This is a genomic window from Mesorhizobium sp. P2_F8, from assembly GCF_056403655.1.
Genome location: NZ_JBFUFB010000011.1, coordinates 61,556 through 85,712, shown reverse-complemented (window position 1 = coordinate 85,712; position 24,157 = coordinate 61,556). Strand labels below are relative to the sequence as shown.

Below are 24,157 nucleotides of genomic sequence, written 5' to 3'. Positions count from 1 at the left end.
CGATGATCAGATGACTGATCAGGGAAAAAGCTTCGTTGCGCTGTTTTCCGGCATCAATGTCGGCGGCAACCGCATCGTCAAGATGGCGGAGCTGCGGTCGTTCTTCCAGGACCTCGGATTTTCCGATGTCGCCACCTATGTGCAGAGCGGCAATGCCGTGTTTCGGGCGAAGAAGGGTGACACGGCGACGCTGACGAAACAGATCGAAGCAGCCTTCGAGAAGAAGTGGGGATTCCATTCGCGCATCATGGTGCGCGATCTCGGCTGGTTCGAGCGGCTGGTGAGCGAAAATCCCTATCCGGAAGTGGCCGCGGACCACACGAAGCTCCACGCCTATGTGCTGGAGCGCGAGCCGACCGGCGATGAGGTGGCGCGGCTGGCCGAAAAGTGCACCGGTCCCGAACGGTTCTTGATCAAGGGCGACGTGCTCTATTTGCACGCGCCGGACGGGCTCGGCAAATCGGTTTTTGCCGGGCTGATCCCGCGCACGCTGAAAGTGCCGGGCACCGCGCGCAACTGGCGCTCGGTGTTGGCTCTGCTGGCGATGGCCGGTCAGGCAGGCGGAGCTTAGGCCGGTTACGCTGCCGTGGCGGGCTTCCAGTCGAAGGTCAGTTCTTCGCGAAAAGCAAAGCGCTTGATGTGATCGGCGACGACGCTTTCCAGCCGCTCGAGTGATCCGTTTTCCTCGGTCGACACCGTGATGTGCAGCGCGCTCGCATCGGCATCCATCACCGTGCGGCCGAGCGAAAGATCGATCGTGCCATGGAGCGGATCGAACTCCACGGGGAATTTGTGCGCCCAGTGCTTGCACAGCTGCTGCAAATAGCGGCTGGCATATTCGGTGGCGACATCGGCATGGCTGGTCGGCATCAGTGAACTCTCCGGGAGGGCAGGCGCCCATTGCTTGACATGGCGCCTGGCTTGCCAGGCTGGCGCGACAGCCGGGTAGATAGGCGCCGTCGCGCAAAACGCCAAAGGCTGCCGGGCGATCTTTCGCCCGGATCGAGGCCTACCAGCTGCCGGTGTTCGCCATTGAAGCCCAAGGCTCGGCCTTGGCCTTGGCCGGGCCCTTTTGCAGGAGCTCGATCGAAATGCCGTCCGGCGACCTGATGAAGGCCATGTTGCCATCGCGCGGCGGCCGGTTGATGGTGACGCCATTGTCCATCAGATGCTGGCAGGTGGCGTAGATGTCGTCGACCTCATAGGCGAGGTGGCCGAAATTACGCCCGCCCTTGTAGTCTTCCGGATCCCAATTGTAGGTCAGTTCGACCAGCGGTGCTTTTTCGTTGACGCCGCTCTCCTCGTCTTCCGGTGCGGCCAGGAAGATCAGCGTGAAGCGGCCTTGCTCGTTTTCGTAGCGGCGCACCTCCTTGAGGCCGAGCTTGGCGCAGTAGAAATCGAGCGAGGCGTCGACGTCGGCGACGCGGACCATGGTGTGCAGATAGCGCATGTGATTTCCTCGATGAATTGCGTTGCGGCGCAACATAGGGTCGACCCGCTCAAAGGGCAATCGTTCGGCACTGCGCAATGCCGGCAAAGAACAAATCCGGTATTCCCCCAAAAAAGGCACGTCAGGTCTTGCACACACCGGAAGCCGCGGTGTTAATCTGGTGTCAAGAATCAGTTGCGGTGTTCTTGAAAAATAAGGGGGCATTGTTATGGGGGAAAAGGCCTCTTTCACGGGGCGGAACGGAACCCTTGGCGACGCCTTGCATCGTGACGAAGGCGGCGATGCTGCCGATCTGCTCGAAGTCGCTGGCGCCATCAAGTGGTTCGATGTGGCCAAGGGCTACGGTTTCATCCTTCCAGATGACGGCATCTCGGGCGACATCCTTCTCCATGTGACATGTCTTCGAAAGGACGGCTTCCAGACGGCCCTGGAGGGCGCACGCGTGGTCTGCCTCGTCAAGCAGGGCGATCGCGGATTGCAGGCCTTCCGGGTGCTCTCCATGGACGTCACCACCGCGATCCATCCTGCCGAAATGCAGGAGCAGCGCACCCATATCGCGGTGACGCCGGAAAGCGGCCTCGAACGCGCTTTGGTGAAATGGTTCAACCGCACCAAGGGGTTTGGTTTTCTGACCCGCGGCGAGGGCACCGAGGACATCTTCGTCCACATGGAGACCTTGCGCCGTTACGGCATCACCGAGCTTCGACCGGGGCAAGTCGTGCTGGTTCGTTTCGGGCGCGGCGACAAAGGCCTTATGGCCGCCGAGATTCACCCCGACATGGGGACCTTACCGGTCTCGCACTAATTCAGTCGCCCAAAAGTGGCCCATCCCGACAGATCGGGATGGCGCTCTATCTCTTCTTTGTTTGACCATGATCTCTGGACATGCGGTTTCCGTTTGTCCGAGAAAATCGGTTCCACTTTTCGGGATCGTGGTCTAATGCATGTCGCCCAAAGGCATGCCCACGAGCCTGATCCGAGGCGACGTGCTCCAGGACAATTTCCGGTCGAGGATTTTGAATGGCTTACAGGAACTGGCTGACGGCGGGTGTGTTGTGCGCCATTGTCGCCGTGGTCGTGGCCGCGGGTGCTTACTTCTATTCCGACCGGCCGACCGCGGCCGACAGCCGGGCGATGATCCTTCCTGTCGATCCGGCGCCGCTGGTTGTGGTGACGAAAGGCGGCGATCGTTCTTTTTCCATCGAAGTCGCCAACACCGCCGCGGAGCGCGAGGCTGGGCTGATGTACCGCCAGGACATGGCGGACGACCATGGCATGTTGTTCGTCTTCGATATCCAGCAGCAGGTTGGCTTCTGGATGCAGAACACCCCGATGCCGCTTGATCTGATCTTTGTCGGCCAGGACGGTAAGATCCGGGCGATCAAGCACGGCGAGCCGCAATCCGAGGCCATCATTTCGCCTGGCGTGCCGGTGCGTTTCGTGCTGGAGCTCAAAGCTGGCACCGCCGCCAGGAACGGCATCGAGTATGGCGACCTGTTACGCCATCCGGCCGTTGGCACGGCGTCTGGTCCGGGCGTGCCGCCATCGGACAATGGCGATGCGCCCAACGGCGGTGCCGGTTGAGTGCACAGGCGGGATCGCTGATGCAGGTTTTCACCCATGACGGCTTTGATCTTGCCTTCCTCGACCGCCAGCCGGCGTCGGGTGAGGGCGATCCGGTGCTGATGATCCATGGCTTTGCCTCGACCCATTATGTCAATTGGGTATCGCCGGGATGGTTCAAGACGCTGAACGACGCCGGTTACCGCGCCATCGCCTTCGACAATCGCGGCCACGGATCGTCGTCGAAGAGTTATGACGAGGCCGATTACACGCCGGACAAGATGGCGTCGGATGCCGCCGCCTTGCTTGGCCATCTCGGCATCGAGCGCGCCCATGTCATGGGCTATTCGATGGGCGCGCGCATCGCCGCGTTCCTGGCGCTGTCCGATCCGGACAAGGTGGCGACGCTGGTCTTCGGCGGCCTCGGCATCGGCATGATCGACGGCGTCGGCGATTGGGATCCGATCGCCGCGGCCCTGCTCGCCGACGACCCCACGGCAACCAGTCATCGGCGCGGGCGATCGTTTCGCGCCTTCGCCGACCAGACGCGCAGCGACCGCCGGGCGCTGGCCGCCTGTATCGCCAGGTCGAGAGAATTGCTGAGCGAGGACGATCTTGCGCGCATTGCCCAGCCGACGCTGATCGCCGTCGGCACGACGGACGACATTGGCGGCTCGCCGGACGAACTCGCGGCATTGATGCCGAACGCCAGGGCCTTTCACATCGAGGGCCGGGACCATATGCTGGCGGTCGGGGACAAGACCTTCAAGCAACGCGTGCTGGAATTCTATGCCGAAAATCCACTCTGAGCGGACGGCGGCGGGGGCGTAAGGGCCTCCAACGACCGCGCCATGTTAGCTCGAGCCCGCGGCTCGAAGCGCTGGCGAAACTCTTCGGTGTGGAAGATGTGCGGACGGGCGAGGAAATTCTTCAGGACCGCGCTGCGGCCGGCCCGCCAGATCGGCTCCTCAACCCAGTGATATTCGCGCCGCACAGCGCGTTCATAGGCATCGAAGGCATCCGGCGCAGCACCCAGGATTGACAGATCCATGTCGAGGAAAAGGCTGGCGTCCCGTACTGCCGTCGCGTCGTCAAACGACGGCAGTTGGTGCGTGGCGGTGGCGACGATCATCGCTGAGATGCGGTCAAGGCGCCCAGCCTCGACGCGGCCTGCCAGCTTTTGCTCGGCAAGGGCGGCACTTTGCGCCTCATTGTCCTTGGCCTTGCTGTCATAGATGGCATCATGGAACCAGATCGCCGCTTCGACGGCTTCGGGATCGCCGAGCAACCCTCGATACTCGCCCGCCAGGCCCAGCATCGCCTCGATATGGGCAAGGTCGTGATAGTGGCGGTCTTGCGCGGCGTAGAGCGCCGAAAGCTCACTTTTCAGCGCGTCGTCGATCAAGGGTTCGTTTTCCAGAAACGGCGTCACTATCCACCCGATGAAATACTCCCGGCATCCTGGGCCAAAACACGGCATAGCGGAAGGCGTCGGGGGAGTCATGGTGCCGCAGCCGATTGACCAATTCGCATGATGGCGGGAAGCTACTTGGCATGAGCAGGATCCACACGGTCACCCGCTCGGACGCTTGTTGTCATTTTCAAAGCACTCAAACCCAAGGAGCCTGACATGACCACCGCAACCGAGACCTCCAGACCGGGGACTATCGACATGAAGCTGGAGGCCGTCATCATTTCCGTTTCGGATACCGATCGGGCCAAGCGTTTTTATGGCGGCCTGGGCTGGAGGCTGGACGCCGACTTCATCGTTGGCGATGCGTTTCGGGTCATACAGTTCACGCCCCCGGGTTCGCCATGCTCGATCCATTTTGGCAAGGGTCTCACGACCGCCGCGCCAGGCTCGGCAAAGGGACTTTATCTCGTGGTGTCGGATATCGTGGCGGCACGTGCCGAACTGGTGGCGCGCGGGGTCGATGCGAGCGAAGTGTTTCACCGTGCGGCCCCCGGGCAGCCGCCGATCAGCGGCAGAGATCCGGAGGGGCGCAGTTATTCCTCCTTTGCCTCGTTCAGCGACCCGGACGGCAACAACTGGCTGCTGCAGGAGATCACCCAGCGATTGCCTGGGCGCGTGGATGCGCACGACACGACATTCACCTCATCGACCGAACTTGCCGCCGCGCTGCGGCGTGCGGCGGCCGCTCATGGCGAGCACGAGACGCGGACCGGCGGACAGCGCGATGAAAACTGGCCCGACTGGTACGCGCAATACATGGTGGCCGAACAGGCCGGCAAGCCGCTGCCGACTTGACCGGCGGCCATGGTAGCGCGGCGCCATCGACGTCGCGGTTCACTTGGGCTCGCAGGCCATCTGATCGCCATGCTTTCCGCAGGGTCAAGCGCGGAAGGGTCGCTTGTTCGGCGCGTCGTCGATCAAGGGTTCGTTTTCCATGGCCGCTTGAATTCCCGCGAACCAAATCCATTTGACATTGCACTAAGGAAAATTGAGTTCAATCGTGCTATGATCTGGCTTATATGTGCGGCCCGACAAGGCGAGCACAACAGGCCAGCCCGGCAGGACGCAGGACGAGACGGCGATGAACAGCATCAGCATTTCCCGACAGAGCGCATTGCAGCCGGTCGATCCGATCTGGCGCTCGATCCGCGACGAGGCGATGGAGGCAGTCAACCGCGACCCGCTGCTCGCCGCGTTCCTCTATTCGACCATCCTCAACCAGGACAGCCTGGAAGAGGCGGTCATCCATCGGCTGGCCGAGCGGCTCGACCATCAGGACATCGGCTCCGATCTCATCCGCCAGACCTTCAAGTCGATGCTGGCCGACGACAAGGACTGGCCGACGACCGTGCGCGTCGACATCCAGGCCTATTACGACCGCGATCCGGCCTGCGACCGCTTCATCATGCCGGTGCTCTATTTCAAGGGCTTTCACGCCATCCAGACCCATCGGCTGGCGCATTGGCTGTGGAAGCAGGGCCGTAAGGATTTCGCGCTCTATCTGCAGAGCCGTTCGTCCTCGGTCTTCCAGACCGACATCAACCCGGCCGCCCGCATCGGCAAGGGCATCTTCATCGACCACGCCACCGGCCTCGTCGTCGGCGAGACCGCGGTCATCGAGGATGATGTGTCGATCCTGCATGGCGTGACGCTGGGCGGCACCGGCAAGGCCGGCGGCGACCGTCACCCCAAGATCCGCTACGGCGTGTTGATCGGCGCCGGCGCCAAGATCCTGGGCAACATCGAAATCGGCCATTGCTCGAAGATCGCGGCAGGCTCGGTGGTGCTGTCGCCTGTACCGCACAACAAGACGGTTGCCGGCGTGCCGGCCCGCGTTGTCGGCGAGACGGGCTGCGATCAGCCGTCGCGCCAGATGGACCAGCTTCTGCCGTCGCAGACGATGGATCAGGTCGTCAGCTTCGACATCTGATTTTCATCTGCCCGCTGCCTGCGGCCGGGTGCCGGCGGTGGGAAGGAGCGGGCGATTGTTCCCGTGTTATCGGGCCGCTTGCCTTTACATCGCCATTGTCGACGTGCCAGAAGCGCGTTCGAACGAGCAAGCCCGATGATCGGAGAAGACTGTTGAAGCCCGACGAAATCAGAAAGCTGGACGCCTATTTCAAGCGCGTCTTCCAGAACCCCAAGCTCGAGGTCAAGGCACGGCCGCGCAAGGAAGATTCGGCCGAGGTCTATGTCGGCGACGAGTTCCTCGGCATCGTCTTCAAGGACGAGGACGACGGCGACTACAATTTTTCGATGGCGATCCTCGACATCGACCTGGCCTGAGCCAGCAATCCTGCGCTCGGCCGGCTCCGCTTCGAATGCGGCCGGCCAGCCCGGTTTCCCCTCCTAATGTCCTCTTTTCAGGAAGCGCGCGGCTTGGCCGGCGATTGCCGCGTCGAGCGCCTGCCAATCACCTAGGAACTCCCTGGGGAAGCGATAGGTGAGGCTGAGTTCGTCGCCGACCTGGACGTCGCGCTCGCAGGGCGCCAGCGATTCCTCGGCACTCGGCCCGCTCAGGCAGCGGGCCACGAACGGGTCCTTGCCAGGGCGCTTGCCGACAACCAGCACCTCGTTCAGGTAGCCTGATTTCTCGTTGAAGCCGTACACCGTCGTGCCGCCGGGGCCAGCAATGCCCGGTTGGATGATCAACGCGCTGTAGATCGGCGCGAAGCGGCCGCTCATGTCGCGCGACATCATCTGCTGTTCGAAGGACAGGAAGATGATGTTCCTGCTCGCTCCCATGTGATTGAAATCGTCGCGCGCCGGCTCGCTGTAGCCGTCCATCTGGGGATAGCGCAGATAGAGGTCGAGCCGCGAGGCGATGCCGTCGCGCCGGGCCTGGGCGAAACGGATGACGTTGGCCGGCACCGCGATGACATTGTTGCCGATCACCACCTGATGGATCGTTGCGTCGTCGGTGTATCCGGCCATGGCGATCGAATGGCCGAACCATTTGCCGGCAAGGCTGATCGCTACCGACAGCAGCGCCAGCGCCGCGAATGCGTAGAACACCCGCTTCATCAGCATGGAATCGACCACGGTGAGTTGGGGGCCGTCGCTGATCGCTGCCTGCTTCATCTCAGTCCTCGGATATCGGCCGTCCGCCCTTGGGTGTCCTTGGGCGGCACACATCGCGCGGCACGGCTCTTGCAGCCTTCATGGAACGACTGTGCAATTTCATGGTAAATGGAACGTTAAGATGGGCACGCTGGAACTCACCGTATTCGCTTTTGTCGTCGGGATGACAGCCTGCGGGCTAGCTGGATCGATGATGGAACTGGTGTCGGGCCGCAAGGTCGCCTTCACTGAGCCCTACGTGTCGCCGTCGCATCTGCTGCGCTCGCTGCTCGCCACCGCTTGTGCGGGCCCCTTCATGTTGGTCAACGACGCCCTCGATGCCCGGCGTGAGCGCCGCATTTCGACGTTGGCGCTGATGTCCTGCGGCTGCACGGCCATCGCCTGGTCTTTGGCCCTGGGCGTCGTCGTGCTTGCCATTGCCTCCTGGACGATCGGTCTCCTAGGCTCCAGCCTTCCGGGCTGAGACGATTCGGAGACCAAAAAATGCCACTTTACGCGATCGATGGAACGGAGCCGAGCTTCACGGATGCGGACTCAAACTGGATCGCGCCCGACGCAACGCTGATCGGCGACGTGCGCGTCGGCCGCAATGCCGGCTTCTGGTTCGGCGCCGTCATCCGCGGCGACAATGAGCCGATCGTCATCGGTGCCGACACCAATGTGCAGGAACACACGGTGATGCACACCGATCCGGGCTTCCCGCTGACCATCGGGCAAGGCTGCACCATCGGCCACCGCGCCTTGCTGCACGGCTGCACGATCGGCGACAACAGCCTGATCGGCATGGGCGCCATCGTGCTGAACGGCGCCAGGATCGGCAGGAATTCGCTGGTTGGCGCCGGTGCGCTGGTCACAGAGGGAAAGGAATTCCCTGACAATTCACTGATCGTCGGCTCGCCGGCCAAGGCGATCAGGGTGCTGGACGAGGCGGCCGTTGCCAGACTGCGCGGCTCGGCCGCGCATTACGTCGCCAATGGCAAGCGCTTCAAGGCGGGATTGAAGAAGGTTTGAGGCGAGACCTCGCACGCCGATGGTTTCATCGCGCCCCAACTCACCGTCGGTTGGAACTGCGCCTGGCCATCGCATCGCGCAGCAGGGAAGCGCCAGCCTCAAAGCCGGCAATGTCGGCTTCCTCGGCGGCTGTCCTGTAGTCATCGATGCGGGTTTCGAGCGCGGGGTCGGCGCCTGCCGCCAAAAGCAGGCCGATCGCCTCGACGCTCCGGATGGCCACCGAATAGTGAAGCGGCGTCCAGTCGTTCACGCCCCGCATGTTGGGGTCGGCGCCACCCTCGATCAGCACCCGCACGATTTCCAGTCTGTCGGCCCGGTCGGTGGATAGCGCCGCAATGATTGCCGGAAATCCACCGTGATCCTGATAATTCGGATCCGAGCCCGCATCCAGCAAAGTCGAGATGAAGCCTAAGGGACTCCAATAGATCGCATATTCCAGCGGATGCCCGAGGCCGAGTTCGAACGGCATGCGCTCGTCGAACCAGCAGGGCGAGCCGCCCAAGGCCACGCCGAGGCCCTCGAAATCGCCGGCCTTGAAGGCATCGTCGATCACCTTGAACAGGCGATGGCGCTCGCATCGATCTTCCGGGATTTCCAACATCGCCGTGATCCAGAAGGCGAAACCAACGGCCTATAGTGCCTCGATCTCCTGCCCGTGGAAAGGCAGTCTTGATGTTCTGACGCGATTGGCGGGTCGATGGCACCTATGACCCTCTAGGCATCGCTAAGCGGCTTTCTTTTTTACCTTCTTCCCAGCCGTAGGCTTGGTCCGTATTCGCATGGCTCCGCCCTGGATTTCGATTTCAAATGCGTCTGTATTCCTCACCAGATCGCTCAGTTTGCTGAAACCGTAGCTGCGGGGATCAAAATCTGAAAACAGGTTTGATAGCCGTTGTCCGAAGGTTCCGAGATGTACCCAACCATCCTCGCCTTCCATCTGGCCGATGACCTTCTTGAGCATGGGAATCGCGGCACTGGGCACTTGAAGCGGCTTGGCTGCGGGCGCACTATCGTGAGTGTTTGCGGTGCCGCGCAGAAGATTTTCGGTATAGACGAAACGCCGACATGCTTGCGGAAACTTTCCGGCGTTTTCTGCTCCCCAAACCCGAACACGTCGACGCCTTGTTCGCGTATGCGCGCAGCAAGCCGGGTGAAATCACTGTCGGAAGAGACCAGGCAGAAACCGTCGAAACGACCGCTGTGAAGCAGGTCCATGGCGTCGATCACCAGTGTGATATCGGACGCGTTTTTCCCGATGGTGTTAGCGAACTGCTGCTGCGGGATAATCGCATGCTTTGACAAGACATCAGCCCAATCCCTTCGACCGGACGTTTGAAAAGTCACCGTAGATGCGGCGGACGCTGGCTTCGCCAATCTTCGCGATCTCCTCGAACAGGCCGTCGACAATCTTGGCCGAAGCGTTGTCGGCGTCGATAAGAACCGCAAGGCGCGGTGATCGGGGTTCGGTCGGCATGCGACACTTCCTGGGCTGACGCACTCTCGAGTTTCGAACTGTAGCTGGTGAAACTCATCACCAACCGCGGTTCACTACTCTGCCGTTGTAGCAGAAGTAAGCCGCAAATCGAAATCTAAGCTGTTGGAATTGTGCCTTTATCGGGGTATCAAAAGATTATCCCAGAAATGGCGGAGCCGGCCCGGGGACGGGGCCGGCTCCTTTGACCCGGTCGTTGGGGACGGGGAGGGTGGGGACTCGACCGGGTTTCTCCTGAAGCGGTCGCCTTCATGCGACGCGCTTGACCTCTAGTTTATGCATGCCGTTATCTCAAAACGGGGGCCACTTTTGAGCGACATGCCTTAGCGGACGCTGGCGACCGCGTCTGAACGGCCGTCGTTGATCGTCACCCAAACACCGGAATTCTGGTCTGACTGGCGCTTGAGATAGGTGTAGTCCGTGTCCGTCCAGGCGAGCACCTTGGTTTCAAGATTGTCGAGGATGAATTCCCCAAGGCTGGTGCGCACGGTCAGCACCGCGTGGCCGTCGCCGTTCGGCTGGCGCGCGACCGTCATCAGCAGATTGCCGGCCGGCACGCCCGCATTCATCAATTCGCGGCGCTTTTCCAGCGCGTAGTCCTCGCAATCGCCATAGCCATTGTCGGGATAGGCCCAATATTCCTCGGCACCGTAATTTTCCATGTCGGTGCGCGGCTTGACCCTTGCGTTGACCGAATTGTTGATGCTGACGATCGTCGCCCACAATTTGCGCGTCAGTTCGACCGGCGGGCCCTTGGGCGTCCGTTCGCTGCATTCGCCAGGTATGCGCTGGCAGAATTCATAATGGCCAACAGGCTGCGTGGTGCGTCCGCCGGTGTGCATATAGGCCGGTCCCGCGGCATATGCTGATCCCCAAGCGGTAAGCTGCATCGCCATTGCCGCCAGCAACAGCTTGCCCCTCGTCTTCTTCATTCCGGTAGTCTCCCCGTTCGAAGGAGACATTGCCACATGTGGATTTATTTGGGGCAAAAGTGCGAAGTAGATATTGAGTAAAACCCCAGTAGAATAAGCGTAAAATTTGAATCATTTGAGTATTGAATTGTTTGAATTTTGCGGCGAGGCGCTCCGCGAGCCTCTATGTCATGCGGCCCAGTAGGAAATGGCCTCGGATTGTCGAAGCGTCTCCTTCTGGGCTTGAAAAACAAAAAAACCGGCCGCTAAGGGCCGGTTTCCCGGAGTGCTTCAGGCCTTGTCAGGCGCGCGGGGTGTTGAATTCGGAATCGAGCGTTTCGGGACGCTGGATGACGGCAAATTCGATGGCGACGCCGTCCTCGAAATGGCGGACGATCTGCCCGCGCATCGTGCCGAGCRTGACCTGGAYSCCGAKCGCCGGCTTGACGTCGATCTCGAYCGCSGCGCCSGAMARYGACAGGTCGATGATRCGGCACTGGTACTGRCGCCCGTCGGTGAGCTGCAGCACGCTGGTTGGATTGCGCGGCGCGACACGCTCGTGCCGACGGTCTTCCGGCAGGTCGAGTTCGTGCTTGTTGGCAAGCCACGTCAACTGCGCGGCAAGCTTGTCCTTCTTGCGGTCGGACGCGATAACGGTCATCGCGAAACCGTCCTGCAAGGTGCGCGTAACGACACCTTCGATGCGGCCGATATGGTCGATATAAGCGATGACTTTTTCGCCCGGCATGCCAATGCGTTCGGTGCGAAGCGCTACATTGCCCGGTGACATGTCGACGACCTGGCAGGGGTGTTCGGTGCGGTCTTCCAGCATGAAGCGCCCGTAAATCTTGACCCGGACGCGCTGAAAGTTACGCCTTTCAGCTTGGGACGGCGCATAGTCGACCGCCGCTGACCTCATGACTGCCACACCTCGTTTGGCATCCCGCGCGTCGATGCGAGGAACTTCATCGGAGAAGTACAACAATAAGGGTTAACAAAGGGGAAAGCAGGCCCCGTTGCGGCGAGATTTGGCCCCTATTCCTCGCGTCCGCCATCGAAGACGACGAGATGGCGGATGCGGCGCGCGCGGCCTAGCGCTGATATCGTCTCGGGTGTCGCGAGTTCGTCGGGAACGAGCGAAGGAACATCGATCGCCGGACGGTTGTTGAGGAGTTCCTTCTCCGGATCGATGACGCGAATCGAATCGATCAACGCGTCGGTGATCGGATCGGCACCCAGCCAGAAGGGCTTCTCCACGGCGCTTATCACGCCCAGGCAGCGCGGATTTTCAACACCGCCGTCAAGCGGCAAGGCGAGCAGTTCGAACTTGTTGGTACGGCCGTTGCGGCTGAAACCCTCGAAGGCGATGAGCACGACCGACTTCTGGTCAAAGACGCCATGGATCAGCCTCGAGACGAGCCGCTGATCCTTCTCGCGCCACAGCGACGGAAAGGAAAACCCCTTGAGCTCACGGCCATAATAGGCGCAAAGCCTGGTGCCGGCGAGCCGGAAGACGGCTTGTCCGCGCGTGTCCCTTTCCAGGATGAACGTATCGGCCAGCAGCGACTTGATGTCGGCCGGCTCGACCTCCGAACGCTTCGGGGCGGGGCGTCCGTCACGCAGGCGGTTCCAATATTGGAACAGCGTGATCGATCCGTTCTGGTTCATGCTATTCTGCTCCGCGCAATCTGTCGTCTGATGTCCCATCGGTGAACAGAAAGGGCGCCCTCCGATGACCTACATGCGTTGCGGAGCAGGAAGCGTGCCAGCGTCGTTAACACTTGTTCACGGGTCGGGGCCGTTAAGGTTAACAACTGGTTGACGTTGCAGCGAAGCGGCCCCTATGGCACACAAAAACCACTCCAGAAGCGGTCGTTTCGCGACGATCGGCAGCACTTCAGTTAAGAGTTTTAGGGGGAGCAGGGGGCTCGACCGGCCGTTCAAGGGAAACCTTGAGCGGCTTTTTTTTGATTCGCGATGAGGCGATTCGCCGTTTGCGGTTCGTTCGGGGGTGATCTAGATGCTCGAACCCGAATCCCTGCTTGAGTGCAATTTCATATGAGCGAACCGGAAGGCCCCTCGGAAATCGAGCCGATCGAGGATGGACCCGAACAGCGGCGCGAGCCGGTGTTCAATCTGCCACCTGTCGTGCTCGCGGTGATGGGCATATGCGCGGTCGTCTACCTGTTGCAGCAGTACGTGCTGACGCAGGAACAGCAACTGACGCTGCTCTACGACGGGGCCTTCATCCCTGTTCTCTACACCGGCAAATACGGCTTCGACTGGTTCCTTTTCACTCGCCCGTTCACCTACGCCTTCCTGCATGGCAGCTTTGCCCATATTGCCATCAACATGGTCTGGCTCGCCGCTTTCGGTTCGCCATTGGCAAATCGCCTGGGGCCGCTCCGGTTTTCGCTGTTCTTTGCCGTGACCGGGCTGGCTTCGGTTGCGCTTTTCTGGGCCATGCATCCGTACGGCGAAGCCCCGCTGGTCGGGGCATCGGGCGCTATTTCCGGCATGATGGGCGCTGCCGCGCGTTTCGGTTTCCACACCCAGCGCTCGTCGGCCGGCAAGGCTGCCTTCGCCGGCCCCGTGCTGCCAATCGCCATCGTCCTGCGCTCGCGCGGCGTCGTGATCTTCCTAGCCGTGTGGATGATCATCAACCTCGCCACTGGCCTTCTCGGCTTTGCCCCCGGAATTGACGGCCAGATAGCCTGGGAGGCCCATATTGGCGGCTTTGTCGCCGGCTTCTTCGGCCTGCGCTGGTTCGACCGACCATGGCAGGCGCCTGAATGGGACACCACCGACCGCCGCACTTGAAATGCAACCGATGACGGCGCACCATGTTCACTCTTATGTGAAGCCGGTCAGGGCAGGAACCGGCAGGCAAAGCAGAGGAGGAGGACGCCATGACGGTTAAGGCAATTCTCGAGAAGAAAGGCCATGACGTGTTGACGCTCGGGCCGAACGAAAAGCTGAGCGAAGCCATCCGCATCCTGGCCGAACACAAGATTGGCGCGCTGGTCATCACCAATGGCGATCGCAAGATCGTCGGCATTCTTTCGGAGCGCGACATCGTGCGGGTGGTCGCCAGGGAAGGTGGAGCCGCGCTCGATATCGCCGTGCGCTCGGCGATGACGCCGAAGGTGAAGATCTGCAATGAGAACCACACCGTCAACGAGGTGATGGAGATCATGACCAAGGGCCGCTTCCGCCATCTGCCGGTGGAAAAGGACGGTATGCTCGATGGCATCGTGTCCATCGGCGACGTGGTCAAGCGCCGTATCGAGGACGTCGAGCGCGAGGCCGACGAGATCAGGGCCTACATCGCCACCGCTTGAGCGGTGAACGGAAACCGCCGGCCGGCGAACCGACCGGCGGAGCCGAGGTCTGGCTGTGGTCGATCCCGCTCGGGTTCGAGGCGGCTGAAAAGGCCAGGCCGTGGCTTTACGCTTGTCTCTTTTGGCGGTTTGCACTAGCGAATGACTTCCACGTTCGACGTGAAATTCACGTTCAAATGTGAGTTCAGTCACCGCAAGTCGCAGGCCATCATGACCCTCATCGACACCCGTACCCCCGATGCAAAACGCCTGATCCCCGGCGCCACCGGCGACTGGGAGATCATCATCGGGCTCGAGGTCCACGCTCAGATCACCTCGGAGGCAAAGCTGTTTTCCGGCGCCTCGACCGCTTTCGGTGCTGCGCCCAATGCCAATGTCAGCCTCGTCGATGCGGCCATGCCGGGCATGCTGCCTGTCATCAACGAGGAATGCGTCAAGCAGGCGATCCGCACCGGCCTTGGCCTGAAGGCGCAGATCAACCACAAGTCCGTCTTCGACCGGAAGAATTACTTCTATCCGGATCTGCCGCAGGGCTATCAGATCTCGCAGTTCAAGCAGCCGATCGTCGGCGAGGGCACCGTGATCGTCTCGGTCGGTCCGGATCGTCAGGGCGAGTTCGAGGACATCGAGGTCGGCATCGAGCGGCTGCACCTGGAGCAGGATGCCGGCAAGTCGATGCACGACCAGCATCCGACCATGTCCTATGTCGACCTCAACCGCTCCGGCGTGGCGCTGATGGAGATCGTCTCCAAGCCGGACATGCGCTCGGCCGATGAAGCCAAGGCCTATGTCACCAAGCTGCGCACCATCGTGCGCTATCTCGGCACCTGCGACGGCAACATGGATGAAGGCTCGATGCGCGCCGACGTCAACGTCTCGGTGCGCAAGCCGGGCGGAGAGTTCGGCACGCGCTGCGAGATCAAGAACGTCAACTCGATCCGCTTCATCGGCCAAGCCATCGATTATGAGGCACGCCGGCAGATCGCCATTCTCGAGGATGGCGGCAAGATTGATCAGGAAACGCGGCTGTTCGACGCCGTCAAGGGCGAGACGCGCTCGATGCGCACCAAGGAAGAGGCGCACGACTATCGCTATTTCCCCGATCCCGACCTTTTGCCGCTGGAGTTCGATCAGGCCTATGTCGACGCGCTGGCTGGGAAATTGCCGGAATTGCCGGACGACAAGAAGGCGCGGCTGATCGCTTCGCTCGGCCTGTCGACCTATGATGCGTCGATCCTGGTCTCAGAAAAGCCGATCGCCGACTATTTCGAGAAGGTGGCCGCCGGCCGCGACGGCAAGCTTGCCGCCAACTGGGTCATCAACGACCTGCTCGGGCAATTGAACAAGGCCGGCAAGGATATTGAAAACGCTCCGGTTTCGCCCGACCAACTCGGCGCGGTCATCGACCTGATCAGGGATGGCACCATCTCCGGCAAGATCGCCAAGGACCTGTTCGAGATCGTCTGGACCGAGGGTGGCGATCCGCGCCAGCTGGTCGAAAGCCGTGGCATGAAGCAGGTCACCGACACCGGCGCCATCGAGAAGGCCGTGGATGAGGTGATCGCCGCCAACCCCGACAAGGTCGAACAGGCCCGCGCCAAGCCGAGCATGGCCGGCTGGTTCGTCGGCCAGGTGATGAAGGCGACCGGCGGCAAGGCCAACCCGCAAGCCGTCAACGACCTCGTCAAGGCCAAGCTCGGCATCGCGGATCAATGAGCGGAGACGCGAAGCCCGGCAACCCGGCTAGCGTCTCGTCGGCCCTTTTGATTGCCGGCGCCGTGCTGCTTTTTGTCGGCACGTCGCTGCATCCGATGCATGAAGACCCGAATGACGCGCTTGCCGCCTTCGGTGAATATGCCGCCGACCACATCTGGTTGTTCAGCCACATGGCACAGCTCGCCGGCGTTCTGTCGATGGTTGCAGGCCTGGTGCTGATCCTTGGCCGTCTGTCGGACGGCCCGCCACGCGGCTGGGCTCTTCTGACGATCCTGTTTGGCGCGGCGTCGCTGGCGGCGGCAGCTGCCTTGCAGGCCGTCGATGGCATTGCGCTGAAAGCGGTGGTCAATGCCTGGGCGATGGCCGATGCGGCGACAAAGCCATCGTTGTTCAGCGCCGCCTTCGCCGTACGCCAGATCGAAGTCGGTTTTGCCGCGATCAGCGCCATGCTGCTCGGCTTGACGGTTCTGCTCGCCAATGTCGCCCTGCGCCAGGCCAGGCGCAGTCCGTTGTGGCTGTCGTTGCTCGGCGGTGTCGGTGCCGTGGGTGTTCTGGTCGGTGGTTTTGCGACTGCTGCAACCGGTTTCTCCGGCACCGCCATGGCGGCCAACATGCCGGGCAGCATGGTGCTTCTCGTCTGGGTGGTGCTGCTTGCCGTGGCCGACTTCCGGCGCAAGCCGGTCGCAACATAGGGGGGAGAACCATGTTCGTTCGCACCGCCGGGGAACGCGACCTTGCCGCAGTGCGTGCGCTGCTGGTCGAAACCTGGCATGCGACCTATGACGCAATCTACGGCGCTGCCAAGGTGACCGAGATCACCGACGGCTGGCACTCGATTTCCTCGCTGCGGTCGCGGCTGACGCGGCCGAACTCGGAATTCCTGGTGGCCGATGATGGCAAGCTGATCGGCGGCATGGCTTTTGCCGAAGGCGCCGAACTGATCATGCTCAAGCAGCTCTACGTGCTGCCCAGCCTGCAGGGGCGAGGCATCGGCGGCATGCTGCTCGATGAGGTCATCGAAAGCTTCCCAGAGGCCCGCGCCATCCGTCTGGAGGTGGAGGAACAGAACATCCGAGCCATCGCCTTCTACGAGGCAAACGGCTTCGTGCCATCCGCCGATGTCGGCGAACATACCGGGGCCTTCGGACATCCTACGCGCGTCTACATCAGGGCTCTTGCCGGCTGACGTACCTGCCGGCGTATCTCGATCACCTTCGCGCGAGCACCACGACAAAGCCCTATTTTCGTTTGACGGCTTGAAAGTCCCGCAGCAAAGCTCCTTCAGCTGACCCTGCTGGAAGCCGGAACAGACGGACGCTTGTGTTGGACAGCGTTGGGGGGATTTTCATGCCGAGCTTGCCGGAACTGATGCCGACACAGGTGTCGGACGAAACCTTTGGCGGCGTCACTTATCATATCGCCGGCGAACTGGTGCCCGTGCTTTCGGTCGATGTGACGCGCATGCCGGTCTATTTCGAGCATCACATCCTGCTGTGGAAGAACTCGACCATCAACATCGGCCTGAAATCGCTGAAGGGTGCGCTGAAGCGCATGATGGCCGGCATGCAGATCTTCGTCACCGAAGCGTCCGGAGCGGGGATCATTGCCTTCAGCCGCGACGGGCCTGGCCATATCGTGCCGATCCATCTCAGGCGTGGCGAGGAGATCCAGGTGCGCGAGCACCAGTTTCTCGCCGCCACCGGCAACGTCGAGTACACTTTCGAGCGCGTGCGCGGCCTGGCGACGATGCTGTTTGGCCAGAGCGGCTTCTTCATCGACCGCTTTCGCGGCGATGCCGGCGATGGCATCGTCTGGCTGCACGGCTACGGCAACGTCTTCGAGAAAACGCTCGCCGCCGGCGAAACCATCGACATCGAGCCCGGCGGCTGGCTGTTCAAGGATGTCTCGGTCAGGATGGAGACCAAGATCGATCGCCTGTCGAGCGGCTTCTTCGGCGCCAACATGAATTTCATCGTCAACCGCTTCACCGGGCCGGGCCGGGTCGGCATCCAGTCGATGTATCTGCACATGCCGACCGAGGAATAGGCGGCGATCAGATGGTTCGCGATCTTCACAGGTTTGGGGGCATGGCTCCGGCGCGGGAGCCGGGGCGACCTGCGCTGACATTACGCTTCACCGGCATTGCTGGCCGTCATCGGTTCCGCACACGGCCATGCGTCATCTCGGCGTTTGCTGCGCCGGCTCACGACGGATATGCAGGAACATGACCAAACTATCCCGCATTGCAGCGCTGGTGCTGCTCGCCATCATCATTTTCTCAACCCTGTCGCCGATCCAGATGCGGCCACACATAGCCGAGGCCAATGTTGAGCGCGCCTTGGCTTATGTGCTCTTGGGCTTCGTCCTGGCGCTCGGCTTCCCCAACCGTCTGTATCAAGCTGCGATCTTCGTGATTGTGACCGCCGGCGTCCTGGAACTGCTTCAGATCATTGATCCCGGTCGCCACGCGCAGTTTGCCGATGCACTCGTGAAAGCATCAGCCGGAATTGTTGGGATCTTTGTGGGGCAACTGTTCGTCAGGCCCAGCGGACGAATGGGAGAGAGGTAGGCGCGGCAGCAAACCGCCGCGCTAGATGGAGCGAACGTCCAGATTGTCGATCAGCCTCGTCTTGCCGAGCCAGGCGGCCGCAAGCACGCGCCCCTCACGGTCGCGACGCCACGGCGCAAGCGTCAGGCTTTCACGGGCCTCGACGTAGTCGACCTTGCGGAAGCCGGCCGCGACCAGGGCACGGCTGGCCTCCGCGGTTGCGTCGTTTTGGTCGGCACCTGCCGTCAAAGCCACCGCCGTGTCGCGTAATATCACATTGAGTTGGCGGGCGATCTTGAGTTCGGCTTCATCGAGATAGGCGTTGCGTGACGACATGGCGAGACCATGTGCGTCGCGGATCGTCGGTGCACCGATGATCTCGACCGGCAGGTCGAGGTCGCGGCAGAGCTGCCTGACGACGCAAAGCTGCTGGTAGTCCTTCTCGCCGAAGATCGCGCAGTCAGGCGTTGCCTGCAGGAAGAGCTTTGCCACGACGGTGGCGACACCGTCGAAAAACGTCGGCCGAAAGTCCGATTCTAGCCCGGCGGAGGGGCCGCCGACCGAGATCCTGGTAGTAAAGCCGGCGGGATACATCTCGCCAACCGTTGGTGTGAAGGCAAGGTCGGCCTTGGCCGCTTTCAGCCGATCGAGGTCGTGGGCGAGCTGGCGCGGGTACTTGTCGAGGTCTTCCGTCGGCGCGAACTGCGTCGGATTGACGAAGATCGACACGACACAGCGATCGGCCCTTTCGAGTGCGATCCTGACCAGCGAGATGTGCCCGTCATGCAATGCGCCCATGGTCGGCACCATGGCGACACGAAGGCCGTCGCGCCGCCAGTCGCGGATCTGCGCACGCAGTGCGGCAACGCTGTCGACGATGACGGGCCGGCTCATGCGTCATCCCCGTGCTTTGTCGCCGAAAAGACATGGCCGGGGCCGGGAAACGTCCGGCTTCGCACCTCCGCAGCGTAGCGTTCGGCGGCGTGTGAGATGACGCTGCGCAGGTCGGCATATTCCTTGACGAATTTCGGCACGCGGTCGACGGTCAGCCCGACCATGTCGTCGATGACCAGGATCTGGCCGTCGCAGTCGCTGCTGGCGCCGATGCCGATGGTTGGAATGGCGATGCGGCGGGTGATGTCGGCGGCGACGGTCTCGACCGTGCCTTCGATGACCACCGAGAACGCACCGGCGCTTTCGACCGCGAGTGCGTCGCGAACCAAGGCCGCGACGGCCTCCTCGGTACGGCCCTTGATCTTGTAGCCGCCGTCTTTCTCGACAGATTGTGGCTGGAGGCCGATATGTCCCATCACCGGAATGCCGGCAGCGACGATTGCGGCGATCTGCCGGGCCATGTCGACGCCGCCTTCGAGTTTAACCGCCTGGCAGCCGGTTTCGTCGATCATCCGCCGCGCCGAAGCAACGGCCAGCGCCGCCGAATCCTCATAGGTGCCGGCCGGCATGTCGACGACGACACAGGCCTTGGCCGCGCCGCGCATCACCGCTTGCCCGTGCGCGATCATCATCTCGAGCGAAGCGCCTAGCGTCGTCTCGTGGCCGTGCAGCACCATGGCGACGCTATCGCCGACCAGGAGCAGGTCGACATGGTCGTCGAGCAGGCGGGCGATGGGATAGGTGTAAGCGGTGAGGCAGACAATCGGTGTGCCGCCCTTGCGGCGCCGAATCGCGTTTGCGCTGATGCGAATGTCGGTGGTCGGCATTTCTGTGGCCAATCGTCACCTCCGTCGGCCTGCAGCGGGTTGGATACCGGCTGGGCGCGCAAAGCTTTAGAAAGACCGCAATGGCTTGGCAAGCGTGCATCTTGCGGTCGAGAGGATCACGGGCTTGTGTCGGGTTTCCGGCAAGCCATTTGCGTGCACCTTGCGGCAAAACCCTTGCCTTCCGGAAGGCCTGACGCCATAAGCAGGAAACGGGCGCTGCCGGCGCGAGGGTTCTGAGATGAAGACTTTCCTTACGCAGTTTTTCACCTGGTGGAACAGCCAGACGCTGGGAACGCGCCTGCACACCTGGCGGCACGGCAAGAAGGTCGGCCAGGACGAGACAGGCAATGTCTATTACGAAGGCGGCATCGATTCGGAGGGCCGCACGCGCCGCTGGGTCATCTACCGGAATTATTCGGAAGCCTCCGCGATACCGCCCGGCTGGCATGGCTGGATGCATCACCGTGTCGATGTCGCGCCCGCCAGCGAGACCTACAAGCCCCGCGACTGGCAGAAGCCGCATCAGCCCAATCTGACCGGCACCCCGGCGGCCTACCGCCCGAAAGGCTCGGTGCTGACCAACCAGCATCGCCCGCAGGTCACCGGCGACTATGACGCCTGGACACCCGGATCGTAACGGCCCCGACTTGTAACCGCGCAAGGTGAAGGCCGGTCCTTTGTCGCCACAATTGGTGTTTAGCTGCTTGCTGATCAGAAAACGGCGACTAGCCTTGGCGATCGACAGAATCACCCGGGCGCGAACCACCGGTACCCCTAGATGAGCTTTTTCAACCGAATATCGACGGGCGGCCTGGCGCTAGCCGCCAGTCTTGCCGTCAGCACCGCGGCCTTTGCCGCTTCGCCTGAACAGGCACCCGCTGCACCGGCGCCGACGGCGCCCGCAGGATCGGACCGGGTCACCAATCCCATCGCCGAGTTTGCCGGCATCGACAAGATCACCGGCCGCATCATCACCTTCGATGTCTATATCGACGAGACGGTGCAGTTCGGTGCTTTGCAGGTGACGCCGCGCGTTTGCTATTCGCGGCCACAGACCGAAGAGCCAAAGACCGATTCCTTCGTCGAAGTCGACGAGATCACGCTCGACCGAAAGATCCGCCGCATCTTCACCGGCTGGATGTTTGCCGAAAGCCCTGGCCTCAACGCCGTCGAGCATGCCGTCTATGACGTCTGGCTAAAGGAATGCAAGCAGAAGTCGGATGTGCCGGCGCCCGACGCCGCCAAGGCTGACGCGACCAAAGCCGACGCGTCGAAGTCTGCCGCGGCCAAGCCGAAGCCTGCCGCCACTCCGGACGTGGTACAGCCCGATGCCACGGAGCCGGCTATCACGGAACCGGATACCACGGAACCGGATACCACCGAAGCCAACTGATCCTCTGGAACCGTCGTGGCCACCATGCGTTGGACCACGGACGACCGCGCATTCATGCGCATGGAGGATATTCCGATGTCAGACAGCAAGCGGATCACCGCCGGCAAGGCGGAATTGCTCGAACTCGAAAAAGGGTTCTGGACGGGTGACGCGGCCTACTACGCGGCCAATGCCGACACCGAGTGCCTGGTGGCGTTTCCACAGATGGCACAGGCCATGGACAATGCCGATCTCGCCAAGACCGCAACCAAGCCCAACCGTTGGCGCGATCTGGACATTGAGCTCAAGGGAATAATTGAGCCGGGCAGCGATATCGTCATGCTGACCTACGAGGCGCATGCGACGCGTGAGAACGGCGAGCCCTACGCGGCGCTGGTCAGTACCGGCTATGTCCATCGAGTCAACGGCTGGAAGATGATGTTCCATTCGCAGACGCCGCTGGAAGCCGCGGCCGGGAAGTAGAAGGCCGATCGTCACGGGTAGAATACGGCCTCGCCCTTCAGCGCGTCGGCCAGCATCTTCTCGTATTTTCCGCGCGGCACGTCGACCGCGCCGAATCGCTTGAGGTGCTCGGTGGTGAATTGCGTATCAAGCAGAGCGAAGCCGCGCGCCTTCAACCTCTCGACGAGATAATAAAGGCAGGTCTTGGAAGCGTCCGTCTCCCTGGCGAACATGCTTTCGCCAAAGAACACCCGGCCAAGCGATACGCCGTAGAGGCCGCCGACCAGCCGGTCCTCGCGCCAAGCCTCGACCGAATGACAATGCCCTATCCGGTGCAGCTGGACATAGGCTTCGCGGATCGGCGCATTGATCCAGGTCGAGCGGCGCTCCTCGCGCCTTTCGGCGCAGCCGTCGATCGTCGCTTCGAAATCGAAATCGAAACGGATGTCGAAAGAATGCTTCTTGATCGTTTTCCTGAGGCTTTTCGGCGTGTGAAAACCATCAAGCGGGATGATGCCGCGCGTTTCCGGCCGCACCCAGAACACCTCCGGATCGCTGGCACTTTCGGCCATCGGGAACACGCCCGAGGCGTAGGCCTTGAGCAAAAGGTCGGTCGGGATGCGATAGCCGGGCGCGAAGGGGCGGGTCATCGCGTCCCCGGACTACTCTTCCTTGGCCAGATATTTTTCCAGCCAGTGGATATCATAGTCGCCATTGGCGATATCGGCATTGCCGACGAGATCGCGAAACAGCGGCAACGTCGTCTTGATGCCGTCGACGACGAATTCATCCAGCGCGCGGCGCAGCCGCATCATGCACTCGACGCGGTTGCGCCCATGCACGATCAGCTTGCCGATCAGGCTGTCGTAGTAGGGCGGGATCTTGTAGCCGGAATAGACGCCGGAATCGACGCGGATGCCGAGACCGCCCGGCGTATGGAAGTGGGTGATCGTGCCGGGCGAGGGGGTGAAGGTGCGCGGATCCTCGGCGTTGATACGGCATTCGATGGCGTGGCCGTTGAACTTGATGTCTTCCTGCTTGACCGAAAGTCCGCCGCCCGAGGCGACGCGGATCTGCTCGTGCACGAGGTCGATGCCGGTGATCGCTTCGGTCACCGGATGCTCGACCTGCAGGCGCGTGTTCATCTCGATGAAATAGAACTCGCCATTCTCGTAGAGGAACTCGATCGTGCCGGCGCCTGAATAGCCGAGGTCGGCGATCGCCTTGGCGCAGACGCCGCCGATGCGCGCGCGCTCCTCGGCATTGAGGGCCGGCGAGGGCGCCTCTTCCCAGACCTTCTGGTGGCGGCGCTGCAGCGAACAATCGCGCTCGCCGAAATGCACGCCGCGGCCAAAACCGTCACCGAACACCTGCACCTCGATGTGGCGCGGCTTCTCCAGGTATTTCTCGATGTAGACGGCATCGTCGCCGAAGGCAGCACCGGCCTCCGAGCGCGCCGTCTGCAGGGCGACCTCGAGGTCGGCTTCGCTATGCGCCACCTTCATGCCGCGTCCGCCGCCGCCGGCCGACGCCTTGATGATCACGGGATAGCCGATCTCGCCGGCAATGCGCTTGGCCTCTTTTTCATCGGTGACCGCACCGTCCGAACCGGGCACCACCGGAATGCCGAGCCGTTTTGCGGTGCGCTTGGCCTCGATCTTGTCGCCCATGATGCGGATATGGTCGCCGGACGGGCCGATGAAGGTGATGTTGTGGGCGGCCAGGATGTCCGCGAACTTGGCGTTTTCCGACAGGAAGCCATAGCCCGGATGCACGGCATCGGCGCCGGTGATCTCGCAGGCCGCGACGATCTGATGGATGTTGAGGTAGCTGTCGCGCGATGGCGGCGGCCCGATGCAGACGCTTTCGTCGGCGAGCCGCACATGCATGGCATCGGCGTCGGCGGTTGAATGCACCACCACCGTCTGGATGCCGAGTTCCTTGCAGGCGCGCAGCACCCGAAGCGCGATTTCGCCGCGATTGGCGATGAGGATCTTCTGGAACATCCGGCCCGC

The 24,157-nt window shown here is 62.0% G+C and carries 31 protein-coding genes and 1 pseudogene; 19 read left to right on the top strand and 13 right to left on the bottom strand.

Going from position 1 to position 24,157, the window contains the following annotated elements; all coding sequences use genetic code 11:
* The first annotated feature begins 10 nt into the window (after window positions 1-10).
* On the top strand, window positions 11-571 hold the full coding sequence (locus AC1DZP_RS25480) for a DUF1697 domain-containing protein (protein WP_477306194.1): 561 nt from the start codon (window positions 11-13) through the stop codon (window positions 569-571).
* Between the two features lie 5 nt (window positions 572-576).
* Here AC1DZP_RS25480 and AC1DZP_RS25475 read toward each other — a convergent pair whose 3' ends face one another.
* Complete coding sequence (locus AC1DZP_RS25475) at window positions 577-870, bottom strand: DUF2218 domain-containing protein (protein ID WP_477306193.1); 294 nt, start codon at window positions 868-870, stop codon at window positions 577-579.
* A gap of 139 nt (window positions 871-1,009) precedes the next feature.
* A complete protein-coding gene (locus tag AC1DZP_RS25470; RefSeq protein WP_095090732.1) occupies window positions 1,010-1,450 on the bottom strand; it encodes a VOC family protein in 441 nt (146 codons plus the stop codon).
* 208 nt (window positions 1,451-1,658) lie between these two features.
* On the opposite strand from AC1DZP_RS25470, the gene AC1DZP_RS25465 reads away from it, so the two are divergent.
* The 3 genes from AC1DZP_RS25465 (at window position 1,659) to AC1DZP_RS25455 (ending at window position 3,822) form a co-directional block, all read left to right on the top strand.
* A complete protein-coding gene (locus AC1DZP_RS25465; protein WP_477306191.1) occupies window positions 1,659-2,255 on the top strand; it encodes a cold-shock protein in 597 nt (198 codons plus the stop codon).
* A 215-nt stretch (window positions 2,256-2,470) separates the two neighbouring features.
* Entirely contained in the window at window positions 2,471-3,034 is a 564-nt protein-coding gene (locus AC1DZP_RS25460; RefSeq protein WP_457152788.1) for a DUF192 domain-containing protein, read from the top strand.
* A 20-nt stretch (window positions 3,035-3,054) separates the two neighbouring features.
* On the top strand, window positions 3,055-3,822 hold the full coding sequence (locus AC1DZP_RS25455; protein ID WP_477306189.1) for an alpha/beta fold hydrolase: 768 nt from the start codon (window positions 3,055-3,057) through the stop codon (window positions 3,820-3,822).
* On the opposite strand, the gene AC1DZP_RS25450 is transcribed toward AC1DZP_RS25455, so the two are convergent.
* Window positions 3,801-4,433, bottom strand: coding sequence for an HD domain-containing protein (locus tag AC1DZP_RS25450; RefSeq protein WP_477306422.1), 633 nt, complete (start codon window positions 4,431-4,433; stop codon window positions 3,801-3,803). The genes AC1DZP_RS25455 and AC1DZP_RS25450 overlap by 22 nt on opposite strands.
* Before the next feature lie 210 nt (window positions 4,434-4,643).
* Between AC1DZP_RS25450 and AC1DZP_RS25445 the strand changes: the two genes are divergently transcribed.
* From AC1DZP_RS25445 to AC1DZP_RS25435, 3 genes are all read left to right on the top strand, one after another.
* Window positions 4,644-5,282, top strand: a complete 639-nt coding sequence (locus AC1DZP_RS25445) for a VOC family protein (RefSeq protein WP_477306187.1) — start codon at window positions 4,644-4,646, stop codon at window positions 5,280-5,282.
* 286 nt (window positions 5,283-5,568) lie between these two features.
* Window positions 5,569-6,417 (top strand): serine O-acetyltransferase, encoded by an 849-nt coding sequence (gene cysE / locus AC1DZP_RS25440; protein ID WP_095091679.1) that lies wholly within the window; start codon window positions 5,569-5,571, stop codon window positions 6,415-6,417.
* A gap of 152 nt (window positions 6,418-6,569) precedes the next feature.
* The gene (locus AC1DZP_RS25435; protein ID WP_006200852.1) at window positions 6,570-6,773 is read left to right on the top strand and encodes a DUF3126 family protein; all 204 of its coding nucleotides are present in this window, start codon (window positions 6,570-6,572) and stop codon (window positions 6,771-6,773) included.
* Window positions 6,774-6,836: 63 nt separating this feature from the next.
* On the opposite strand, the gene AC1DZP_RS25430 is transcribed toward AC1DZP_RS25435, so the two are convergent.
* Entirely contained in the window at window positions 6,837-7,568 is a 732-nt protein-coding gene (locus tag AC1DZP_RS25430; RefSeq protein ID WP_477306185.1) for a hypothetical protein, read from the bottom strand.
* A 121-nt stretch (window positions 7,569-7,689) separates the two neighbouring features.
* Between AC1DZP_RS25430 and AC1DZP_RS25425 the strand changes: the two genes are divergently transcribed.
* Both AC1DZP_RS25425 and AC1DZP_RS25420 read left to right on the top strand, forming a co-directional pair.
* Complete coding sequence (locus tag AC1DZP_RS25425) at window positions 7,690-8,031, top strand: DUF6949 family protein (RefSeq protein ID WP_457152792.1); 342 nt, start codon at window positions 7,690-7,692, stop codon at window positions 8,029-8,031.
* A 20-nt stretch (window positions 8,032-8,051) separates the two neighbouring features.
* Window positions 8,052-8,579, top strand: a complete 528-nt coding sequence (locus tag AC1DZP_RS25420; RefSeq protein ID WP_477306183.1) for a gamma carbonic anhydrase family protein — start codon at window positions 8,052-8,054, stop codon at window positions 8,577-8,579.
* Window positions 8,580-8,619: 40 nt separating this feature from the next.
* On the opposite strand, the gene AC1DZP_RS25415 is transcribed toward AC1DZP_RS25420, so the two are convergent.
* The 5 genes and pseudogenes from AC1DZP_RS25415 to AC1DZP_RS25395 all read right to left on the bottom strand — a co-directional run bounded on the left by AC1DZP_RS25415 (window position 8,620) and on the right by AC1DZP_RS25395 (window position 12,650).
* Window positions 8,620-9,180, bottom strand: a complete 561-nt coding sequence (locus AC1DZP_RS25415) for an ankyrin repeat domain-containing protein (RefSeq protein WP_477306182.1) — start codon at window positions 9,178-9,180, stop codon at window positions 8,620-8,622.
* Between the two features lie 123 nt (window positions 9,181-9,303).
* Window positions 9,304-10,053, bottom strand: a pseudogene (locus AC1DZP_RS25410) (NYN domain-containing protein).
* A gap of 341 nt (window positions 10,054-10,394) precedes the next feature.
* Window positions 10,395-11,003 carry a transglutaminase-like cysteine peptidase gene (locus AC1DZP_RS25405; protein ID WP_184870668.1) on the bottom strand — a complete coding sequence of 203 codons (609 nt, stop codon included), beginning with the start codon at window positions 11,001-11,003 and terminating at the stop codon, window positions 10,395-10,397.
* 280 nt (window positions 11,004-11,283) lie between these two features.
* A complete protein-coding gene (locus tag AC1DZP_RS25400) occupies window positions 11,284-11,901 on the bottom strand; it encodes a PilZ domain-containing protein (RefSeq protein ID WP_477306179.1) in 618 nt (205 codons plus the stop codon).
* Between the two features lie 116 nt (window positions 11,902-12,017).
* Window positions 12,018-12,650, bottom strand: coding sequence for a PAS domain-containing protein (locus tag AC1DZP_RS25395; protein WP_477228507.1), 633 nt, complete (start codon window positions 12,648-12,650; stop codon window positions 12,018-12,020).
* Window positions 12,651-13,040: 390 nt separating this feature from the next.
* On the opposite strand from AC1DZP_RS25395, the gene AC1DZP_RS25390 reads away from it, so the two are divergent.
* From AC1DZP_RS25390 to AC1DZP_RS25360, 7 genes are all read left to right on the top strand, one after another.
* Window positions 13,041-13,802 carry a rhomboid family intramembrane serine protease gene (locus AC1DZP_RS25390; RefSeq protein ID WP_477306177.1) on the top strand — a complete coding sequence of 254 codons (762 nt, stop codon included), beginning with the start codon at window positions 13,041-13,043 and terminating at the stop codon, window positions 13,800-13,802.
* 89 nt (window positions 13,803-13,891) lie between these two features.
* A complete protein-coding gene (locus tag AC1DZP_RS25385) occupies window positions 13,892-14,323 on the top strand; it encodes a CBS domain-containing protein (protein ID WP_184870665.1) in 432 nt (143 codons plus the stop codon).
* A 210-nt stretch (window positions 14,324-14,533) separates the two neighbouring features.
* On the top strand, window positions 14,534-16,039 hold the full coding sequence (gene gatB, locus AC1DZP_RS25380) for an Asp-tRNA(Asn)/Glu-tRNA(Gln) amidotransferase subunit GatB (protein ID WP_477306175.1): 1,506 nt from the start codon (window positions 14,534-14,536) through the stop codon (window positions 16,037-16,039).
* Window positions 16,036-16,731, top strand: a complete 696-nt coding sequence (locus tag AC1DZP_RS25375; RefSeq protein WP_457153306.1) for a hypothetical protein — start codon at window positions 16,036-16,038, stop codon at window positions 16,729-16,731. The genes gatB and AC1DZP_RS25375 overlap by 4 nt, the downstream gene beginning before the upstream one ends.
* 11 nt (window positions 16,732-16,742) lie before the next feature.
* Window positions 16,743-17,225, top strand: coding sequence for an N-acetyltransferase family protein (locus tag AC1DZP_RS25370; protein ID WP_477306173.1), 483 nt, complete (start codon window positions 16,743-16,745; stop codon window positions 17,223-17,225).
* Between the two features lie 161 nt (window positions 17,226-17,386).
* Window positions 17,387-18,085, top strand: a complete 699-nt coding sequence (locus AC1DZP_RS25365) for an AIM24 family protein (RefSeq protein ID WP_095090716.1) — start codon at window positions 17,387-17,389, stop codon at window positions 18,083-18,085.
* Window positions 18,086-18,263: 178 nt separating this feature from the next.
* Window positions 18,264-18,608: a VanZ family protein gene (locus tag AC1DZP_RS25360; RefSeq protein WP_457153304.1), complete on the top strand. Its 345-nt coding sequence runs from the start codon at window positions 18,264-18,266 to the stop codon at window positions 18,606-18,608.
* Window positions 18,609-18,629: 21 nt separating this feature from the next.
* Here AC1DZP_RS25360 and panC read toward each other — a convergent pair whose 3' ends face one another.
* Window positions 18,630-19,481, bottom strand: coding sequence for a pantoate--beta-alanine ligase (gene panC / locus AC1DZP_RS25355; protein ID WP_477306171.1), 852 nt, complete (start codon window positions 19,479-19,481; stop codon window positions 18,630-18,632).
* The gene (gene panB, locus AC1DZP_RS25350) at window positions 19,478-20,320 is read right to left on the bottom strand and encodes a 3-methyl-2-oxobutanoate hydroxymethyltransferase (RefSeq protein ID WP_477306169.1); all 843 of its coding nucleotides are present in this window, start codon (window positions 20,318-20,320) and stop codon (window positions 19,478-19,480) included. Before panB ends, panC begins: the two co-directional genes overlap by 4 nt.
* Window positions 20,321-20,546: 226 nt before the next feature.
* On the opposite strand from panB, the gene AC1DZP_RS25345 reads away from it, so the two are divergent.
* From AC1DZP_RS25345 to AC1DZP_RS25335, 3 genes are all read left to right on the top strand, one after another.
* Window positions 20,547-20,945, top strand: coding sequence for an NADH:ubiquinone oxidoreductase subunit NDUFA12 (locus tag AC1DZP_RS25345; protein ID WP_095090713.1), 399 nt, complete (start codon window positions 20,547-20,549; stop codon window positions 20,943-20,945).
* Between the two features lie 141 nt (window positions 20,946-21,086).
* Window positions 21,087-21,701 (top strand): DUF2155 domain-containing protein, encoded by a 615-nt coding sequence (locus AC1DZP_RS25340; protein ID WP_477306167.1) that lies wholly within the window; start codon window positions 21,087-21,089, stop codon window positions 21,699-21,701.
* A gap of 75 nt (window positions 21,702-21,776) precedes the next feature.
* Window positions 21,777-22,163: a hypothetical protein gene (locus AC1DZP_RS25335; RefSeq protein ID WP_095091676.1), complete on the top strand. Its 387-nt coding sequence runs from the start codon at window positions 21,777-21,779 to the stop codon at window positions 22,161-22,163.
* 11 nt (window positions 22,164-22,174) lie between these two features.
* Here AC1DZP_RS25335 and aat read toward each other — a convergent pair whose 3' ends face one another.
* Both aat and accC read right to left on the bottom strand, forming a co-directional pair.
* Window positions 22,175-22,792: a leucyl/phenylalanyl-tRNA--protein transferase gene (aat, locus tag AC1DZP_RS25330; protein WP_477306165.1), complete on the bottom strand. Its 618-nt coding sequence runs from the start codon at window positions 22,790-22,792 to the stop codon at window positions 22,175-22,177.
* A gap of 12 nt (window positions 22,793-22,804) precedes the next feature.
* Window positions 22,805-24,148 (bottom strand): acetyl-CoA carboxylase biotin carboxylase subunit, encoded by a 1,344-nt coding sequence (gene accC / locus AC1DZP_RS25325; protein ID WP_477306163.1) that lies wholly within the window; start codon window positions 24,146-24,148, stop codon window positions 22,805-22,807.
* Window positions 24,149-24,157: the final 9 nt, after the last annotated feature.

Coding starts and splice junctions, on each gene's coding strand:
- AC1DZP_RS25430 (WP_477306185.1), bottom strand. CDS start 7,568: ATGAAGCAGGCAGCGATCAGCGACGGCCCCCAACTCACCGTGGTCGAT.
- aat (WP_477306165.1), bottom strand. CDS start 22,792: ATGACCCGCCCCTTCGCGCCCGGCTATCGCATCCCGACCGACCTTTTG.
- AC1DZP_RS25390 (WP_477306177.1), top strand. CDS start 13,041: ATGAGCGAACCGGAAGGCCCCTCGGAAATCGAGCCGATCGAGGATGGA.
- AC1DZP_RS25475 (WP_477306193.1), bottom strand. CDS start 870: ATGCCGACCAGCCATGCCGATGTCGCCACCGAATATGCCAGCCGCTAT.
- gatB (WP_477306175.1), top strand. CDS start 14,534: ATGACCCTCATCGACACCCGTACCCCCGATGCAAAACGCCTGATCCCC.
- AC1DZP_RS25480 (WP_477306194.1), top strand. CDS start 11: ATGACTGATCAGGGAAAAAGCTTCGTTGCGCTGTTTTCCGGCATCAAT.
- AC1DZP_RS25425 (WP_457152792.1), top strand. CDS start 7,690: ATGGGCACGCTGGAACTCACCGTATTCGCTTTTGTCGTCGGGATGACA.
- AC1DZP_RS25470 (WP_095090732.1), bottom strand. CDS start 1,450: ATGCGCTATCTGCACACCATGGTCCGCGTCGCCGACGTCGACGCCTCG.
- AC1DZP_RS25455 (WP_477306189.1), top strand. CDS start 3,055: ATGCAGGTTTTCACCCATGACGGCTTTGATCTTGCCTTCCTCGACCGC.
- AC1DZP_RS25465 (WP_477306191.1), top strand. CDS start 1,659: ATGGGGGAAAAGGCCTCTTTCACGGGGCGGAACGGAACCCTTGGCGAC.
- cysE (WP_095091679.1), top strand. CDS start 5,569: ATGAACAGCATCAGCATTTCCCGACAGAGCGCATTGCAGCCGGTCGAT.
- AC1DZP_RS25405 (WP_184870668.1), bottom strand. CDS start 11,003: ATGAAGAAGACGAGGGGCAAGCTGTTGCTGGCGGCAATGGCGATGCAG.
- AC1DZP_RS25415 (WP_477306182.1), bottom strand. CDS start 9,180: ATGTTGGAAATCCCGGAAGATCGATGCGAGCGCCATCGCCTGTTCAAG.
- AC1DZP_RS25420 (WP_477306183.1), top strand. CDS start 8,052: ATGCCACTTTACGCGATCGATGGAACGGAGCCGAGCTTCACGGATGCG.
- AC1DZP_RS25335 (WP_095091676.1), top strand. CDS start 21,777: ATGTCAGACAGCAAGCGGATCACCGCCGGCAAGGCGGAATTGCTCGAA.
- AC1DZP_RS25340 (WP_477306167.1), top strand. CDS start 21,087: ATGAGCTTTTTCAACCGAATATCGACGGGCGGCCTGGCGCTAGCCGCC.
- AC1DZP_RS25445 (WP_477306187.1), top strand. CDS start 4,644: ATGACCACCGCAACCGAGACCTCCAGACCGGGGACTATCGACATGAAG.
- AC1DZP_RS25365 (WP_095090716.1), top strand. CDS start 17,387: ATGCCGAGCTTGCCGGAACTGATGCCGACACAGGTGTCGGACGAAACC.
- AC1DZP_RS25395 (WP_477228507.1), bottom strand. CDS start 12,650: ATGAACCAGAACGGATCGATCACGCTGTTCCAATATTGGAACCGCCTG.
- AC1DZP_RS25385 (WP_184870665.1), top strand. CDS start 13,892: ATGACGGTTAAGGCAATTCTCGAGAAGAAAGGCCATGACGTGTTGACG.
- AC1DZP_RS25345 (WP_095090713.1), top strand. CDS start 20,547: ATGAAGACTTTCCTTACGCAGTTTTTCACCTGGTGGAACAGCCAGACG.
- accC (WP_477306163.1), bottom strand. CDS start 24,148: ATGTTCCAGAAGATCCTCATCGCCAATCGCGGCGAAATCGCGCTTCGG.
- panC (WP_477306171.1), bottom strand. CDS start 19,481: ATGAGCCGGCCCGTCATCGTCGACAGCGTTGCCGCACTGCGTGCGCAG.
- AC1DZP_RS25375 (WP_457153306.1), top strand. CDS start 16,036: ATGAGCGGAGACGCGAAGCCCGGCAACCCGGCTAGCGTCTCGTCGGCC.
- AC1DZP_RS25460 (WP_457152788.1), top strand. CDS start 2,471: ATGGCTTACAGGAACTGGCTGACGGCGGGTGTGTTGTGCGCCATTGTC.
- AC1DZP_RS25370 (WP_477306173.1), top strand. CDS start 16,743: ATGTTCGTTCGCACCGCCGGGGAACGCGACCTTGCCGCAGTGCGTGCG.
- AC1DZP_RS25360 (WP_457153304.1), top strand. CDS start 18,264: ATGACCAAACTATCCCGCATTGCAGCGCTGGTGCTGCTCGCCATCATC.